Annotated in this window: 16 protein-coding genes; 5 read left to right on the top strand and 11 right to left on the bottom strand. The window is 37.1% G+C overall.

Annotated features, from left to right (window positions below; all coding sequences use genetic code 11):
* Nucleotides 1-906: 906 nt before the first annotated feature.
* Both Q4534_RS03725 and Q4534_RS03720 read right to left on the bottom strand, forming a co-directional pair.
* Complete coding sequence (locus Q4534_RS03725; RefSeq protein WP_303611826.1) at nt 907-1,473, bottom strand: hypothetical protein; 567 nt, start codon at nt 1,471-1,473, stop codon at nt 907-909.
* A gap of 684 nt (nt 1,474-2,157) precedes the next feature.
* Nucleotides 2,158-3,597: a sulfatase gene (locus Q4534_RS03720; protein WP_303611825.1), complete on the bottom strand. Its 1,440-nt coding sequence runs from the start codon at nt 3,595-3,597 to the stop codon at nt 2,158-2,160.
* 526 nt (nt 3,598-4,123) lie between these two features.
* Between Q4534_RS03720 and Q4534_RS03715 the strand changes: the two genes are divergently transcribed.
* Nucleotides 4,124-5,038 (top strand): DUF5996 family protein, encoded by a 915-nt coding sequence (locus Q4534_RS03715; RefSeq protein WP_303611824.1) that lies wholly within the window; start codon nt 4,124-4,126, stop codon nt 5,036-5,038.
* Nucleotides 5,039-5,504: 466 nt separating this feature from the next.
* On the opposite strand, the gene Q4534_RS03710 is transcribed toward Q4534_RS03715, so the two are convergent.
* From Q4534_RS03710 to Q4534_RS03695, 4 genes are all read right to left on the bottom strand, one after another.
* Entirely contained in the window at nt 5,505-6,650 is a 1,146-nt protein-coding gene (locus Q4534_RS03710) for an acyltransferase family protein (protein WP_303611823.1), read from the bottom strand.
* Nucleotides 6,651-7,341: 691 nt separating this feature from the next.
* Entirely contained in the window at nt 7,342-7,854 is a 513-nt protein-coding gene (locus Q4534_RS03705; protein ID WP_303611822.1) for a phosphoheptose isomerase, read from the bottom strand.
* 74 nt (nt 7,855-7,928) lie between these two features.
* Complete coding sequence (locus Q4534_RS03700) at nt 7,929-8,780, bottom strand: ROK family protein (RefSeq protein WP_303611821.1); 852 nt, start codon at nt 8,778-8,780, stop codon at nt 7,929-7,931.
* Between the two features lie 16 nt (nt 8,781-8,796).
* The gene (locus Q4534_RS03695) at nt 8,797-10,335 is read right to left on the bottom strand and encodes a TPR end-of-group domain-containing protein (RefSeq protein ID WP_303611820.1); all 1,539 of its coding nucleotides are present in this window, start codon (nt 10,333-10,335) and stop codon (nt 8,797-8,799) included.
* Nucleotides 10,336-10,404: 69 nt separating this feature from the next.
* Between Q4534_RS03695 and Q4534_RS03690 the strand changes: the two genes are divergently transcribed.
* On the top strand, nt 10,405-10,623 hold the full coding sequence (locus Q4534_RS03690) for a PspC family transcriptional regulator (protein WP_014018501.1): 219 nt from the start codon (nt 10,405-10,407) through the stop codon (nt 10,621-10,623).
* Here Q4534_RS03690 and Q4534_RS03685 read toward each other — a convergent pair.
* The 3 genes from Q4534_RS03685 to hisS form a co-directional block, all read right to left on the bottom strand.
* Entirely contained in the window at nt 10,620-11,627 is a 1,008-nt protein-coding gene (locus Q4534_RS03685) for a glycosyltransferase family 2 protein (RefSeq protein WP_303611819.1), read from the bottom strand. The two genes, Q4534_RS03690 and Q4534_RS03685, sit on opposite strands and share 4 nt — an antisense overlap.
* Nucleotides 11,627-11,959, bottom strand: coding sequence for a YbaB/EbfC family nucleoid-associated protein (locus tag Q4534_RS03680; RefSeq protein ID WP_303611818.1), 333 nt, complete (start codon nt 11,957-11,959; stop codon nt 11,627-11,629). The genes Q4534_RS03685 and Q4534_RS03680 overlap by 1 nt, the downstream gene beginning before the upstream one ends.
* 111 nt (nt 11,960-12,070) lie before the next feature.
* Nucleotides 12,071-13,459, bottom strand: a complete 1,389-nt coding sequence (gene hisS / locus Q4534_RS03675; protein WP_303611817.1) for a histidine--tRNA ligase — start codon at nt 13,457-13,459, stop codon at nt 12,071-12,073.
* A 166-nt stretch (nt 13,460-13,625) separates the two neighbouring features.
* Here hisS and Q4534_RS03670 point away from each other — a divergent pair, with 166 nt between their 5' ends.
* Nucleotides 13,626-13,775, top strand: a complete 150-nt coding sequence (locus Q4534_RS03670; protein ID WP_014018505.1) for a hypothetical protein — start codon at nt 13,626-13,628, stop codon at nt 13,773-13,775.
* Nucleotides 13,776-13,809: 34 nt separating this feature from the next.
* On the opposite strand, the gene Q4534_RS03665 is transcribed toward Q4534_RS03670, so the two are convergent.
* Nucleotides 13,810-14,310 (bottom strand): metallophosphoesterase, encoded by a 501-nt coding sequence (locus tag Q4534_RS03665; RefSeq protein WP_303611816.1) that lies wholly within the window; start codon nt 14,308-14,310, stop codon nt 13,810-13,812.
* A 302-nt stretch (nt 14,311-14,612) separates the two neighbouring features.
* On the opposite strand from Q4534_RS03665, the gene Q4534_RS03660 reads away from it, so the two are divergent.
* Nucleotides 14,613-15,593 (top strand): pyruvate dehydrogenase complex E1 component subunit beta, encoded by a 981-nt coding sequence (locus Q4534_RS03660; protein ID WP_303611815.1) that lies wholly within the window; start codon nt 14,613-14,615, stop codon nt 15,591-15,593.
* A 146-nt stretch (nt 15,594-15,739) separates the two neighbouring features.
* Here Q4534_RS03660 and ffh read toward each other — a convergent pair whose 3' ends face one another.
* Nucleotides 15,740-17,077 (bottom strand): signal recognition particle protein, encoded by a 1,338-nt coding sequence (ffh, locus tag Q4534_RS03655; RefSeq protein ID WP_303611814.1) that lies wholly within the window; start codon nt 17,075-17,077, stop codon nt 15,740-15,742.
* Between the two features lie 273 nt (nt 17,078-17,350).
* Between ffh and Q4534_RS03650 the strand changes: the two genes are divergently transcribed.
* Entirely contained in the window at nt 17,351-17,845 is a 495-nt protein-coding gene (locus Q4534_RS03650) for a DUF6508 domain-containing protein (protein WP_303611813.1), read from the top strand.
* Nucleotides 17,846-18,156: the final 311 nt, after the last annotated feature.

The raw sequence follows: 18,156 nt of genomic DNA, 5'->3' as shown, positions 1-18,156 counted from the left end.
ATGAATGGCTAATAACTCATCCATTTAATCCACCAAGCATGCCCATTTTTTGAATTAATTTTACCAAAAACCAAAATTTACTCAAGCTTCACGTTATTATTTTTGACTATTCATAGTTAAAGAATAATTATACCATTAAAATCAAGAATATTCTCCAAATGCCATATTACTTGTGAATTTTTGTTAAAAATGGTTTGAAAACTACTCCTGAAAATGACTCCTAAAACCTAAAAAAAAACGCAATTTCCCTTCCTTATAACCCTCAACTTTACCCACCTAATTTCTTTAATAAATTAAAAACTGAATCGTTAAAATACAATTTTAATCGACCGACAATTTAAACTATATTTTTACATACTTTATCAATTCACCTGTAATTTGGCATCATGAAAAGCTCATTATTCTAGGTTTTACAATTTTAAATAGGATTAAGGTTAAAATTAAACCTAATACTCCAATAGCAATAAATAATAATACCTCTAATAGAATCGCTTTTTTTAAAAGCTAAGTGAACCTTATTTCACATGCCTAAACAAACTAATAAACAGGTGAAAATTGAGTGAGTGCACCTTAAGAATTAAGCCGGTATGTCAAGAATATTTCTTCCTTCGATAGCTCTATTATCAATTTCAAAAATACCTACCAGCCTGTTCATCCTATTCTAATAACCGGCAGCTGAAGGAACTTGTTTTATTCAATTAGCGGGCTATTTTAATTGAAAACAGTCCTTCTCTATTAAACAACCTTGAGTCTTTAATATAAGGTAAAGGCAGTTAATTTGAATTTAACATGAAACCAAGAAGAGAAAAATAACTGAATAGTAATCTATTCGACACAAATATTTAAGCCCTACTAAAGCAATAAGCTTCGGTAGGGCCAAGGACAATTGCTATTTCGCCAACCAAATCAACGACCAAAGGTCACCCCCAAGTTGATTCCGGATCCCCATCCTGTATTTCCTGCTGAAGAGTATTCTGCCATAATCCCAAAATTCTTTTTATCCCCGGGATACCACCTGGTGCCCAACACAATTCCAAGCTTGCTATGATTAAGTAAGCTTCCATAACTGTGACCAATAGTCGGCCAGTATTGACCAAATGTAAAGCCAAAATAAGGTTCCAATCCGGCAACACTTATATCATCATCAGAAAATTCTTCTACTGCCTGAAAGGCATAGCCCACAGCTCTTAGGGTCAAGCCCAAAGCGACCCAAGTTTCATCTGTATAGGTAGGCTTTCTTAAATCTGCCCCTACCGCTATCCCCACACTCATAAAGTCGGCTATGCCACGTTCAACATATAAAGCCAAAGGGGGAATCGTTGCACCTACCAAGCCCCTCCCTCCAAAAGTTGGGTCAACAGCCAGGGTGTAAAACGTACCATCTTTTTCAGTTTGAGCATTCACTTTTTCATTCAAGGCTACGGTACCAATTAGTAGCAACAAGGTTAGGATTTTGATTTTGAACATTTTCATATTTAGTTAGTTTTTGTTGAGTATGAGGTTTGATTTTTTTTTATTATAATTGAAGCACAGGGACACCCACGGTAAAGACCATCATATCCCTCTCATAGTCTATCACTTAGACTCTTTTCATCTGTAACCAAATGTATTGTTAAATGAATAAAGCGAGAATTAGAATTCGCGAATGGTAGTTAATTATTCGTGAATGCATGCATTCATTGTGTGAGGTGGAAAACAATCGTAGCTTAGGTGCTCTTTTTGGCTTATTATTGATAGGTGGGTATGATCGGTTTATATAATTTGAGCATTCTTTTTGATGACTTTGCGTTCAAGGCCTTTTCTGTGGCGAAGCATATATAAACAAACAGGAAAACAGGATAATGTACTAAATCTAAGCAACCTATCTATTAAAAGTTCATCCAATAACTTATTTCATAAGGAAAGGAGAATCATAAAATTAAAAGTATTCAGTAAAAGTATATTATTCTTTTTTTAACATAAATTCATATTATAATAATCCAAAATAAATATTTAAAAAATTAAATTTTAATAAAATAATTTATGCGAAATAATTAAAAAAATCTTTAGCCAACCAAGGTTATTTTAAAGAATATAATTGCTAGAAATAATACCAATACCTAAAGCCATTCAATTTTGAAGGTATTAAAGTCCTGATAAGAATGGTTCTGAATAATTTTACTCCTTGAGCACAGGTAACGGCTTATCGGTTTTACCTGCCGGTCTTTGATTGACACCTACCCTATCACTATCCCCCAAATCATTTATGGCTATCTCTGCCAATTCTGTCAACCTCTTTACTATCTCAGGCTTTTCAGCAGCCAAATTATGAGAAGAAGAAATATCATTCACGACATTAAATAAAAGAGGCTGGCTCTCTTTCCCTTCATTAAAATACGGATGGACCTCAAACTCCTTTAAAGGCAGGAATAATTTCCATTGGGCGGATCTGATGGCTTGAAGTTGGTCCATATAGTAATAATAAAAAACATCGTGAGGGGTTTTTGCATCATTTTCTCCTAGAATCAAGGGGAGAATGTTTTTACCATCAATTATTCGGTCTTGGGGAACCTTGGCCCCTGAAAGCTGGGCAAAGGTAGGGAGAAAGTCCATTGTCGTAGCCATTTCCTCACTAACTGTCCCAGCGGGAACAGTTCCCGGCCACCAAAAAATAGTAGGTACTCTAAAGGCTCCCTCGGCCGTCGTATAGCCTCGACCTGTTAAAGGAAGGTTTGTTCCTCTTACTGTACTTTCAGGGTCAGCGGTCATTGGGGCACCATTGTCTGAGGTAAAAACGACGATGGTATTTTCTGCTATTCCCAGCTCCACTAGCTTATCCATTATTTGACCTACCGACCAATCCAATTCCTCTACACTGTCTCCCCATGGACCTCCTTTACTTTTACCTTTGAAAGCTTCACTGGCAAAGGGTTGAGTAGTACTTCCCGGCATGGCCTGAGGCAAGTAAAGGAAAAATGGTTCGTCCTGGTTTTGGTCAATAAATTCCAAAGCCTTTTCAGTATAATCTTTGGTCAACAAATTTCTATCAACCCCTGCTCTAACAACTTTCATGTTTTCCATCACCGGTAAAGGCGGCCAATTCAACCCATTAAATCTTGTCCCAATCCGTTTACCAACCTCTTGGGTCATGTCATCACTATAAGGTATCCCATAAAAATAATCAAAGCCCTGATTGTTTGGTAAAAATTCTGGTTGGTCTCCCAAATGCCATTTCCCTATAAGTCCTGTTTTGTAGCCAACGCTTTTTAGCACTTCTGCTATTGTTATTTCTTCTGGATTTAACCCATAAGGTGAAATAGGTCTCAATACCAGTCCATCCCTAGGGTTGACATGCATGCCTACCCGCTGAGAATAACAACCTGTCATGATGGAAGCTCTAGAAGGTGTACAAACTCCAGCCGTAACCAAAAAATGAGTAAACTTTCGCCCTTCTTTGGCCATTCGATTTAATTCCGGAGTCCGATTTACTTTCAAGCCAAAGGGTTCAATATCTCCATAACCCAAATTATCACAAAATATGATAATAAAGTTAGGGCGCTCTTTTAAGGTGTCAATTTGCTCCAGATCCGTAAAAACACCCCCTAAATTCAACTTCATAACATTTGCATTAAGCTGAGTATGACAAATAAATAACAAGGGAATGCAAGCAAAATAAATAGAAATGCAATGGACTTTGATCCTTTGAAGTGATTTAGAAATGATTTCCATTTTATTAAGTTTTATATGCCGTAATATTTATTTTCTGGTGTATAAAAATATGGCTTATAAAATAAAAACACTTATAATATATTATATTTTACTGGTATTATATCATAAAAACACTTCAATTAATAGATAAATAAATTTTTCCAACACGGCAAAACACATTTAAATAAACAGAATTGTTCCCGAAAAGTACAATCAAGATATTTATTATTATTCCGAATTAGACAATGAACCTTAGATATGAAATCAATCAATTCTAAAATCGGGAGAACTGAAATTCAAAAGGGTATCGATAAAAACAGGATATGGAATTGCTTTTAATTTTTCGTATTTTGAATTCTCATTGACAACTTTTGTATAATAAAAGGCAACCATTAAAGCAATGCTGTTCCTGCTCAACAATTTAACCCGGAAAATCATGAGTAAGCACCTATCAACCGAATGGCCGATATTAGATTTTGCAACAATGCAGGAAACTGTTGAAACCATGCATCAATGGCTTCAAATAATTGGAAAGATCCGGTTAAAGGCCATGCCATGGTTAAATCACTCTTGGCATTGTACCCTTTACATTTCTCCCGCAGGTTATACCACCAATGCTATTTGTTTTAAAGGTGGCACCTTTGAACTGGAGCTGGATTTTATACAACACCAATTGCACATCAAATGTGCCAATGCACCGACACAACATATTCCTTTAGCAACAAGTACGGTTGCTGATTTTTATCACAAACTCTTTAAGAAATTGGCTAATATAGGGGTAAATATTAAAATCCATGGTCGACCCAACGAAATGGATCCTGCCATACCGTTTGCCTCAAATACTGCAATCAGCCCTTACAATCCACATGCTGCAAGCCTTCTTTGGAAAGCCATGCTCAAGTCAAATGCGGTCTTTAACAAATTTCGGAGTGGGTTTATTGGCAAATCCAGCCCAGTACACCTTTTTTGGGGTGCCTTTGATTTGGCTGTAACGCGATTTTCGGGAAGAACGGCCCCTTTACATCAGGGGGGAGTACCGAATATACCATTGGAAGTCATGCAAGAGGCCTATTCTCATGAAGTAAGTAGCGCCGGATTTTGGCCTGGATCCAAAGACTCCCCTATACCTGTTTATTACGCATATGCTTACCCCGGAAATGAAGCTTATGCCAAGCAAAAGGTATTGCCGGAACAAGCATTTTACAGCTCGGAAATGGGTGAGTTTTTCCTTAAATATGAAGATGTACAATCATCCTCAAATCCTGAAAAAACTTTAATGGATTTTTTACAAACGACCTATAAAGCGGCTGCCAATACCTCCAACTGGGATCGGAAGGCATTGGAAAGGTAATGCGCCCACATTTTAATAGCTATTAGGTTTGATAGCCTAGTTAAACCTCCTCTACTTAATCCGAAGATTATTGGGCTGTTAGTTACTGGTAGCAGAGCATATCGAAGTCAACCTGAGGTCTCAACAATTAGACCTCAAATCTATATGAAAAGGTAGATTATTAAAAGAACCTTCTTAACTCTAAATTTTGGCTAAAGTCAGGTTCTACGATGTAATCTTATAAATGGGCTGAAGCCAATTCCTATTGAATTGTTTTTTTGAACAATGGGTTCGGGTAAAATTCTAAAAATGAAATAATAAAACCATTTTTTCAATAGCCTTCAGCTGGGGGATGGCAAATGACTAATCGTCTTTGGGTGGTAGTATCCTTTGATTTAAGCGATTAACCCTGATTTACGAAAGTTGAAAACTTTCCGCATTACGCCTCCAAGTTACGCTTCGCTAAATTTGGACCAGCTAGAATCCCTTAAACCTTAATGTACCAGCGGTTCTTATCCATCCACCAGCCAATCAACCATATGATCAGCATAAAAGAAATGGAGAACAATAAACTGGCCCAACCTTCAGGGAAAATCGGTTCAAAGAGACCTTTATAAGCCAGATTACGTACCGATTGACCTTCAATCCTTATCATTCCCAAGGTTCTTACCAAAACGCCGGATAATATATACAATGCCAAGGGGTTTTTACCGAAGACTTCAAAAAAGTACGCCCAGCCTTTGATCGACCGCACCTCCAAAACAAACATTAATACTGCTAACGTAAGTGTGGAATAACCAACCGTCACTAGCGTAAAAGAACTGGTCCAGATTTTCTTATTAATGGGGAAACCATAATCCCATACGTAACCTAAAACAAGTAAAATTACGGCAAACATCGCCAACCAAAGTACAGTCTCGATGTCTCCACCTCTTTTTTGAATCTGTAGGCCTACCCAATAGCCTAGCATTACATTAACCATGGCGGGAAAGGTACTTAACAGACCTTCCGGATCAAAAGCCACTCCATCCATCTTATACAAATTATCCGGAGAAAAAAGCCACAAATCCAAACGCCCACTTGCATTCCCTTCAAGTGATAAAGGATCCATTCCCGGAATGCCAAAAAGAAACATAACCAGCCAATAAGAAAGCAAGACAAGGCCACTTGTAATAAGGATTTTTTTCGGACTCAAGAAGTAGATCAAGGTAGCAGCAAGCCCGTAACACAAAGCTATTCGTTGCAGAACACCTAAGATCCTAATACTCATAAAATCATAGGGTATCATTCCGCTGTCGTTGATCCTGAAGAAAGGAAATGCTGTCAAAAGCAAGCCAATGATAAAGATTAAGACCGTTCTTTTCAACACCTTGCTAAAATACGCATTGCTCCCCTTTTGTTTGAATTTACCGAGACTGAAGCTCATGGCATTGCCCACAACAAACAAAAAAGAAGGAAAAACCAAATCTGTCAGTGTCAATCCATGCCAATCAGCGTGGGTTAATGGGCCAAAACTGGTACTGCCATCCCCTGGTGTATTTACAATCACCATCAAGGCCAAGGTCAATCCTCGTAAAACATCCAGGGATTGATACCTGGTGGAGGGCCTAATGGAATCCAATGTATTTGTCATAGTATTGCTGTGTTGATAGTTACAATTGTGTATACCGCCTAAAAAAAGCTATCCGAATGATTCCAAGCCTCCTTCATCTGCTTTGGGTTGAATGAAATTTTCAGTTATCAAGTTTCTAGTTATGAATGCCTTTTTTACTAGCCCTTGGAAAAATTAAAGCAAACCTAAGCATCAATTAAGTACTTGGCAATGCTTATTCATCCTAACCTTAAATCCAGGCTAAGTTTATTATGGGTTTACTATGCAAATTGAATAATAGGCTAATAGAAATAGGTTAAGGTACTTGTAGCCGTTGACTTTATCATGAAAACAACTGTTTTCGGCCCTTAATTTCTATCAAGCAAAGCAAAAAAGCAAAAGTAAAGACACTTATTATAATACAGGACAGGTTTCTAGATGGAGAAAATCTGAGTCAATGAATCCCTTATTTCATTTTTTTCCAAAAACAGTTCAAAAAACCGGAAGCAATTATACCTATGCTAATAAAAATTCATACATTAATCAATAGCAGAATAATGACATGAAATAATTTGAGTCCATTTAGTTCCCTGAAGGTAAAAAAGCCATTCAGTCCCTTTCACCAGGATCCGGAATGGCTTTTTCAAATTTCATTTTTATGCGTTCTACTTATAAAAACCAGCTAAGGCATAATCGCTGACTATGCCATGCACTTTACTAATCGCTTTACTTCTTATTTTCTGGAAAAGTCGTCTTGTACACGGACAATATCTTCCTCATCTGAAGGGTTTTCAGGATCAGTATGCATCCATATTTCAGCCACTACTCCCCAGTTGTTTAAGCCTACTAACCTGTGTCTTTCACCTTGCTTCAGGCGTTGCACTTCTCCTATGGTCATCTCTTTCAATGCTCCTTCGGTATCATTTTCGCTTGTTATCAACCCGCCTTCACCTTCTACCAACTTCCATATCTCTGCCCTTCTGTGATGGTATTGCCAAGACAATCTTTTATCGGGCCCAACTAGTAATATTTTAGGGCTTAATTTATTTTTCAATTGCTCAGGTGATAAGCTTACTTCAGGAAAAAACTTTTCCTTGAATTTGCTGATTTGCTCTTCATCAATGACAAAAAAACCACCCCAAGGTCTGGTTTCATCTTGGTTTATAATTTTAAACCCGTCGGCTACTAACCAACTTTCAACTGTTTTAAAAATAGCTGCTTTAGATAAATCTTTCTCTATTTTCATTCTATTCTATAATTAAACAAAGTATTAAAAATTGCTCTTCTAAATAATGCTCAAAAGATAATGAATTTTTATTATTATTTCTCAAACAAGCTTGCGGCCCCTATCATGGCCGCTTTTTCTCCCAATTTGCTTATATAAATTTCCGGATCGGCATTCTTGGCATTCAAAACTCGCTTTACTTCAGGTAAAAACAAATCTCCGGCTTTGACCATATTCCCTCCAATAACAACTTTATCAATTGCCTTTCCTTCCATTTGTAGAAGCATCAGTTCTGCCAAATTTTGACCAAATTCTTTGAGAACATCCAATGTAGCCGATCTCCTTTCCGGCATGGCCAGTAGGGTCTTCAAACCATCCACCTCAATATTAAAGGCTTCCTTTGCCCATCTTACAAAAAACGAAGTGCTGATTAAATCCTCTGCAATACCTCCTTTAAAAGGGACTGACCAAAATGCTCCGTCTTCCGCTTTATCACCAAATTTATAAGAGCCCCCAAGTCCGGTACCTAAAGTAATTCCCATCAGCTTCTCTTCTTTGGACCAACCGGCTACGAAAGCTTCTCCTTGTAAGAAAGCAGCAGCATCGTTAATAAAGGCGATATTGTCAACAGGTAAGTTTAACCTGTCAGAAAGGGCCTCTTTTAGATTGACCTGATAAAGAGACCTGTATTTCCCCTGATCTAAAATCAAGGATATGCCTTGATCATAATCGAATGGGGCCGGCATGGCAATGCCTAAGTAAGCATCTTTATTGATATCCAAGGACAATATACAATCCGTCCAAGCATTTAAGATTTCTTCATTCGTCCCTAAAGAATCCACGGGCTTTCTACCAATCTTCTCATCCAAGATACTGGAACTTTGGTTATCCAAAAGCCCTGCGCTAATATGCGACCCTCCAATGTCTACACCAACAATTTGTTTCATTTTAATGTTTTTCATTTCACCTAAGCACCTCTTTGAAACCTTCTTTGTCATGGAAAGCAGCAAATTCAAAGTCAGCTGCAGCCCGATCTCTTAAGAATTCGTTTCGGGTTATGGCTTTTTTAAGGTTTTCATAAAGCTTGGTTTCCTCACCATTTCTTGCCGCAATTATAGCTAAGCCATAAAAAGGAAAGCCATTGCTCATATTTTGTATGGCACTATTTTCAAATTGAATCGTAGCATTGTAATAATCTCCGGACAAAACATTCGCTAAGCCTTGATTAAAAAGGTTAACTGGGCTTTTTTCGGCATTGTTCAAATGGATTACAGCCAATCTATAATCACCATTGAATATTGAAACGGCACCCAAAGCAGCCTGATGGACTTTTTTTATTTTATCAAACTCAGTAAGGGTATAAGCCCGATAAAAACTATTGTAGGCACTAAATTTATCTTCCCATAACCAAAACACAATCCCTAGATTATAAACCGCATAAGGGTTTTCAAAAATAGCATTGGACCGATTGAAGGCAAAAAGCGCATTTTCCAGCAACTGGTTTTTGTCTTTGGTATTGCTGGTTCTATTCGCCTTATTGGTAAATACAACTCCTAAATTATTAAAAGAAAAAGCACTTGGGTAAACTTCTACCATAGCCCTTAAAATCTCCTCTTTCTCATTCCATCCCGGCTCCATATCCAATGCCCGAATATAATCATTTTCAGACAAGGTATCGGCCGGAACCTGCCCCTTGCGAATACTTCTACTTAAAATTGACAGCTGAAGGTCAGAAATACTTTCAGCTTTACGGGCTGCATTAATTGCCTTTTGGACAAAGGGATTCAAAACATCTCTTTGGACTTTATTAAAAGAGGGCAAGGCTTGTAATCTCTTTAATTTATAGGTCCAATCTCCGGGACCTTCCAATACTTCTAAAAAGGGAGTTTTAGCGGTAAATGGTATTCCACTGTAGGAGGAAAAAGCATCTCTTAAATCATCAAAGCTGTTTTCTAAAAGCATTCCCACGGTCTCTTTTTGGTAGGAATCCACCCATAAGCCTAATACAGGAAACTGTTCCTGACCGCGGTACTGTCCTATTTGGGATAGAGCGGCAGTGGCAATAATACCTGTTGAAACAAGGACTTCTTCGGTCTCATATTGGCTGGCGCCTTGATTATTTGAAACCTCTCCTTTGGCATACAATCTTCCGTTTTCCATTCCTTTGACAAATGGCATGCTAAAACTTTCTGTCAGCTGCACACTTGAATACACATCTAGTGTATCCCCTTTTACCTTTAACTTTTTCTCAAAAAAATACGTTTCATTATCATATTTGAAATAAGGAGATAAAGCATAGGTTTCGTTTCTTAAGAGCATTGCATTTGGGAGGACAACAGTCAAGTTAAACCTTACTGAATCACCCAAACGCTCTAAATTATTTGGGTCTAAATAAATTTTTTGGTTATCTGCTTTTTTTTTAACTTGTACAACATTACAAGAATAGCTTGCAATTGCCGTACAAAGGATAAAAAAGGCAATGTATTTTTTTACCATATTCATAGGTTAACCAATTTATTATCAATAAGTTGCATTAATTTTAATTCTTAGAACTCTAAAATGGTCATTAACATGGAAAATATAAAACTATTCTTCCAAGAACGAGCCTTCGGGGTTTGCTCAAAATTAGGAGAAAAACTTCATTTCCCTATCGACAGCATTCGATTGTTTTTTATCTATAGTTCTTTTATTACGCTAGGATCTCCAATCATTCTTTATGTAACTCTTGGAATGCTAATGAAAATAAGAACTTATTTAAGGAGAATGAATAACCCGGCTCTATTTGATTAACTCAGTTCGGAGTATTTTTTCTTTCCTTTCAGATAATAGGACCATATGATGGAATAGATAGCAAGTGGCTTTGCTGATATATGATTTTTCACCTTTTTAGACTGACGGTACTTCAATGCATCACATTTTGTAAGAAAGTCCCAATAGGCTTTCACTATGGCCCAACTATGGCCCACTCCCTTGGTCAATAGTAAATGCATAATAGCCCCAAAATCCAAAATTATTCGCCAAAGGAAAACTTTTAGAAAACCATTCAACTCCAAATTGCCTCTAAGCATATAAAGACTGTTTCTAAAATTCAGGTAAGTTTTCAAAGGATTTACCTGAGACAAAGTTCCTCCTCCGAGGTGATACACCTGAGTGGCTCCACAATGATGAATTTTATACCCTTCATTTCTCATCCTCCAACACAAATCTATTTCCTCCATATGAGAAAAATAAAAAGGATTGAAGCCTCCAAGATCATGGAAAATTGATGATTTAACACAAAAGCACGCACCTGAAGCCCAGTCTAATTCGATTGAATCATTGTATTGCCCCTGATCCAATTCCACTACGTGAAGGATCCTTCCCCGACAAAATGGGTAGCCTAACTGGTCTAAAAAACCACCTGCAGCCCCTGCATAGTCAAAGTAACCTTTTGTCAGGGAAAGCACTTTGGGCTGACAGGCTGCCACTTTTGGGTTTTGTGAAAGGTAGCCTACAAGTGTTTGATCCCATTCGTCAGTAACTTCCACATCAGAGTTGAGAAGTAAATAATAGGAATAGACATCTTTTAAATGCTCCAAACCCAGGTTATACCCTTTACTGTATCCGTGGTTTTCACTTAGTAAAATCAACCTTATTTCAGGGAAATCTTTTTGAATGTAGGAAATGGAGGCATCATTGCTTCCATTATCTACGACAACAATATCATAAACACTATTGCTTATTACTTGAGGTAAATACTTCCGAAGCATGGCTTCCCCATTGTAATTTAAAATAACAATAGCAGCTTCTTTCATTACATCATGCTTCCAAAATCCATACCCGGAATATTAGGCATCATACCTGCTGTTGCAGAACTCATTTTTTCTTTGATCTTCACATCTATATTTTCCAGTGCCTTATTGGTAGCTCCAACAATAAGGTCTTTCATCATATCCTTGTCTTTTTCATTGACCAAAGTGGAATCAATTTCAATGTCTAACACCCTTCTTTCGCCATTTACAATCACTTTAACCATACCGGCCCCCACTTCACCTTCAGCTTGTAAATGTACCAATTCGGCTTGGGTGGCCTTGATTTTGGCTTGAGCCTCCTTCACCTTGTTCATTATATTCATCATGTCAAACATATGCTTTCTTTTTATTTCTATACTAATTAATCCCCTATTTAAAATAACTTAAGCCTTCTTATAAAGGTAAACCCCTCACTATCGGGATAATGAAAAGATTATTTCTGATTTTTAAGCAGTCTTATAAGCCTGCTTGATTTTTTCAACAATATCTTCGAGACTTAGGCTTTCTTGCTCACCACTTATCATGTTTTTTAAGCTGATGGTATTATTCTCCAATTCATCAGAACCCAACACTCCTACATATGGAATACCCTTTTTGCCGGCATAGTTAAACTGCTTTTTAATTTTCACCAAATCCGGGTAAATTTCGGCAGCAATTCCTGCTTTTCTCAAAGTTGCCAATATCCCTAAGCAAGCTTCTTTCTCTTCCTCACCGAAATAGGCCAACATAATTTGAGTTCGCTCTACTTCATCATCAGGAAAAATATCCAACTCTTCGAGCACATCATATAGCCTGTCCACTCCAAATGAGAATCCAACACCCGAAACCCCATTTAATCCGAAAACACCGGTAAGGTCATCATATCTTCCTCCACCACTTACGGATCCAATGCCAACTCCATTGACTTTTACTTCAAATATCGCTCCGGTATAATAAGACAAACCTCTGGCTAATACAGGGTCAAATACCACATGGTTTTGGTTTTCTCCCATCTTAGCTAGATAAGAAAATACCTCTTCAAGTTCACTTATCCCTTTTAAACCTATCTCACTTTCTGCAAGATACTTTTTCAAAAACAGCAACCAACCAGCATTGTTATGCTCATTTTGTGATAGAATCGGTGATAATTTATCAATGGCATCTTCAGAAAAGTCTCGCTCTATCAATTCCACTTTCACCTTTTCCCAGCCTATTTTATCCAATTTATCAATGGCTACGCATAAGTCAGCCTCTTTTCCCGAGGCACCAATCACCTCAGCAATACCGGTAAGAATCTTTCTATTGTTGATCTTAATGTCATAATCGGTAAGCTTAAAATCTGAAAAAACCCTTTTGATCATGCAAAGGATTTCTGTTTCACATATTAGGCTATCTGTACCCACCACATCTGCATCACATTGGTAGAACTCTCTATAACGTCCTTTTTGGGGTCGGTCAGCTCTCCATACCGGCTGCATTTGAAAACGCTTAAAGGGGTAAGTTATTTCATTTTGGTTCATGACCACATACCTTGCAAAGGGTACAGTGAGATCATATCGCAAACCTTTTTCAGAAATTTTAGGTAACACTTTGTTTTCCCCGGCTTTAAAGGTCTCTGTATCTACTTTCTTTAAAAATGCTCCACTGTTGAGTACTTTAAATAAAAGTTGGTCCCCTTCATCCCCGTACTTGCCTGTCAAGGTACTAAGGTTTTCCATGGTTGGTGTTTCCAACTGCTGGTACCCAAATAATTTGAATGTAGCTTGTATGGTATTAAATATATAGTTTCGTCGGGCCATTTCTTTGGGGCCAAAATCGCGCATACCTTTAGGTATTCCTGGTTTTTGTTTGCTCATCCTCTGGAATTTTGGCCAAAGTTAAAAAATTAAAAAGTATATTGGAGGATATTATCAGGGCAATTTGAGTGCAAAACCCAACTTCTTTAATTAATTTCTGTATTTAATTAATATTTTACTTACCTTTGCCCTTCATTTCAAGCGAGAACAAAAAACAAACAATACAATGGCTGTTACTACTTTAAAAAGAAAATTAAGAAGAAAAAGACAGGCACAGAATGCAAGGGTACAAAAAATCAAATTATTGAGTGCTCAGCCTGTCCTCAAAAATGTAGATGTTGAAGAAATTAAGAAAGAATTTTCTTCAAGCAAATAAAGAGATAAAGAAGCCCGAATAACATCGGGTTTTTTTATATCCTTCCTCTTTTTCCAAGTTCAATTACCTTAAGATTTTTGACGGTTTGATCCAATTCAAAAGTCAGCATGGTTTTGATTTGGTGAAACCCGTGATTACCGATAGCTCCGGGATTCATATACAACACATCCAATTCTTTGTCCTGCACCACCTTGCAAATATGTGAATGTCCACATACAAACAAATGGGGTTGGTAATTTTTAATTTTAGTTTTTACCCCTTTGGCATATCTAGGTGGTGTTCCGCCTATATGGATCATAAACACTTTCACTCCTCCACTTTCAAAAAACACTTCTTCGGGTAGTTCTCTCTGAAGGTATTGATCATCAATATTCCCGAAAACAGCCCTCAATAATGGCTTTTTAGGCAGTTTTTCCAAGACCTCAGGATTTCCAACATCTCCTGCATGCCAAATTTCGTCCACATCTTCCATAGAGTTGATGGCATTTTCAGGAAGGCTACTGTGTGTATCACTAATCAAAGCTATTTTCACCATAGCATATAAAATTTTCGCTTCTTTAAAAGAGCAAAGCAACGACAATTCAAATTGTAAAACAAACCTCTTTTTCCATATCGCGGCAAGAAAAATTAAAATTCCAAAAAAATAAAAAAACTGTACTTTTTATTTTTTGTTTCCCTATCTCCTACCTATCAATTAATGTGTTAGCGACTTATGAATTTATCAAAGTTTGTGGGCGGTTGTTTTTAATTATAAGAAAAGACCCTTTAAAAGAGGCCAAACTTGTTAATTGAAAGATTCCTTTCTATTTTTACGAGGATAGAAAATTTTGTATATAAATGAAAGAAATACAATTCAGAGATGCCGTTCGGGATGCAATGTCCGAAGAAATGAGACGCGATAAAAATGTGTTTCTTATGGGAGAAGAAGTTGCTGAATACAACGGTGCGTACAAAGCAAGCCAGGGAATGCTGGATGAGTTTGGACCGGACCGTGTATTAGATACTCCTATTTCGGAACTTGGATTTTCAGGATTAGGCGTAGGTGCTGCCATGAATGGTCTTAGACCTATAATAGAGTTTATGACTTTTAATTTTTCATTGGTAGCAATGGATCAATTGGTAAATTCAGCAGCAAAAATGCTCGCCATGTCAGGAGGCCAATACAGTGTTCCCATCGTTTTCCGAGGACCAACCGGAAACGCAGGACAATTGGGAGCCACCCACTCTTCTAATTTTGAAAATTGGTTTGCAAACACCCCTGGGTTAAAAGTTGTTGTTCCTTCAAATCCCTATGATGCCAAAGGATTATTGAAAGCTTCCATTAGAGATAACAATCCTGTTATTTTCATGGAATCAGAAGTAATGTATAGTGATAAAGGCGAAGTACCTGAGAGCGAATATTTACTTCCTTTAGGAGTTGCAGAAATCAAAAGAAAAGGAGATGATGTTACCCTCGTTTCCTTTGGGAAAATGATGAAGGTAGCTTTTCAAGCAGCTGATGAATTGGCAAAAGACAATATACATGCAGAGGTTATTGACCTTCGAACTGTTAAACCAATTGATTACCCAACTGTTCTTGCCTCAGTTAAGAAAACAAACAGATGTGTAATTGTTGAAGAAGCAAATCCTGTTGCGGCCTTGTCTGCAGACATAGCCTACAACATTCAGAAACAAGCTTTTGATTTTCTTGATGCACCTGTTATTCGTGTAAATTCTATGGACATCCCATTGAGTTATTCACCAACCTATATTGAAGCAACGCTTCCAAATGTAAAAAGGACAATTGACGCTGTGAAATCTGTTACTTATAAAAAGTAATCTTTTCCGGCTTACTAATAAAGAAAAGCAGCGGCCAAGGCCCTGCTTTTTTTATTAGTAGCCATTAGAAAACGATTAGGGGAATAAAAAAAGGGCTGAACAACAATGTTTTTCAGCCCTTTTTTCTGTAATTATTTTTTTGAGATTTATCTTCTTCTCATATTTCCACCTAGGGCACCCAGTGCCTTTTGAGCACCCCCCATTTTATTCATTTGTTTCATCATTTTTCTCATGTCAGCGAACTGCTTCATAAGATTATTGACTTCTTGGATGGTTCGCCCACTTCCTTTAGCAATCCTTCTCCTTCGACTTCCATCAATTATCGAGGGGTTTCCTCTTTCATCCGGGGTCATACTTCGAATGATTGCTTCAATAGGAATAAAGGATTCGTCATCAATATCTAGACCTTTTATGGCTTTACCCATACCTGGAATCATACCCAAAAGGTCTTTGATGTTCCCCATTTTTTTAATCTGATCAAGTTGAGAAAGGAAATCATCGAAATCAAACTGATTTTTTCTAATTTTTGCATTAAGCCGTTTGGCCTCATCCTCATCAAATGATTGTTGGGCTTTTTCAACCAAGGAAACCACATCACCCATACCCAAAATTCTTTGGGCCATACGATCTGGGTAAAACAGGTCAAGATTTTCCATTTTCTCACCCGTTGAAATAAACTTAATGGGTTTATTCACAACATGGCGAATTGAAATGGCTGCTCCACCCCTACTGTCACCATCTAACTTGGTAAGTACAACACCGTCAAAATCCAACCTTTCATCAAAGGTCTTAGCTGTATTGACAGCATCCTGACCAGTCATTGAATCGACTACAAATAAGGTTTCTGAAGGATTCAAGCTTTCTTTCAAGGCAGAAATCTCATTCATCATTACCTCATCCACTGCCAAACGGCCGGCTGTATCAACAATAACCGTTTTTTTGCCCGTTTTCTTGGCGTATTCAATGGCATTTGATGCAATTTCTAAGGCATTTTGATTACCCGGCTCCGCATAAACTTCTATGCCAATTTGTTCGCCCAGCGTTTTTAATTGTTCAATTGCAGCAGGACGGTAAATATCACAGGCCACCAATAAAACTTGACGACCTTGTTTTTTAAGATAAGTTCCTAATTTTCCGGAAAAAGTCGTTTTACCTGAACCTTGCAAGCCAGAAATCAACACTACCGAAGGGTCTCCCTTTAGGTTAATTTCTTCCTTGGCTCCACCCATCAACTGTGTCAACTCTTCCTGAGTAATCTTAACCAACAACTGACCAGGGGAAACGGCAATCAACACATCTCTTCCTAATGCCTCCTCCTTAATTTTGTCAGTAACCTCTTTGGCAACTTTATAATTTACATCAGCATCGATCAGTGCTCTACGAATTTCCTTAACAGTGGTAGCTACATTTATCTCTGTAATCTTCCCTGTACCTTTTAAGGTCTTAAAAGCTCTATCTAATTTAAAACTGAGATTATCGAACATGTCATTTTAGTTTAGAATCAACAAAAATAGAGATTTTTTTTAAGCAAGTACATCTAATACCTCAAAAGAATACGTTCATTCTTAAAAAGAACTTATATTGATCTAAATCATGAAAATTTACCCCCTTTAATTAGGAAAAAGGCAAAATGTTGCATTTGGCATACAAAAATACCCTGATCAGGGTATTTTATTGATCAAAAAAAAGTTGTTACTTACAAACTCAATTCAAACAGTATCAAACAATTATCATTTAAACTATAAACAATTTAAATAATGATAAAGGACCAAACCCCGCTTTTTATTCCTATCGGAAACTTTTCTGACCATTGTAACAGCCTTGATGGAAGAAAACTGATGCCATTGGTAAATCTTATTCAGGAAATGGAAATGAGATTTTATAAAACTGAAAAATTTCATGGGATTCATGATTTAAGTGGTATTACACTGAGTGGTATCGGCTTAAATGGAATACATGTTAAGCTATTGGATTCAGTATTGAAGTTAAGACTAGTTCCTCTTTTTGATTGGCTATCTTGGAAGACTGAAGCCGAAAGATTTTATCAAACTCCTTCATTATTAAGAAATCAAGACACAGTTACCCTTGGCAAGATAATGACAGTTTTGCTTAGATCTCAAACAATCTATGGCCCTACATTCCTTGAGTCAAAAATCAAAGACAAGTTTGTGCTTGCCTTATTAAAAGCAATCGTAAATTCCTTAGACAAATCAAACGTATCCGGATATATCAACACCGACATCCTAGATTAACCCAATTAACCGCCAGTATTATTGAATTTTTCAATACAGTAAGATTTTTTTTCGCTTAACACCCTCTATTTTTTTTATTATTGGCCTTAAAATTGCGAATACATTGTGATGATATAGGTTTTCAACCAATGCTTCAAATATAGCGTAAATGATAGTAGATTGGTAGGGAGATATATTTATTGTGAAGAAGTGTAATCCAAATGCGATTTTATTTGCGTAATTTCATTATGAAAAATAATTTAAGTAAAATTAGTCTTCATACTTTTCAGTAAATACACTACCTATACTGAACCAAAAAGATAGAAAAGCTT

This window comes from Cyclobacterium sp. 1_MG-2023, from assembly GCF_030546805.1.
In the GTDB taxonomy this organism is placed as follows: Bacteria; Bacteroidota; Bacteroidia; order Cytophagales; family Cyclobacteriaceae; genus Cyclobacterium.
This window is presented reverse-complemented; position numbering and strand designations above follow the sequence as displayed.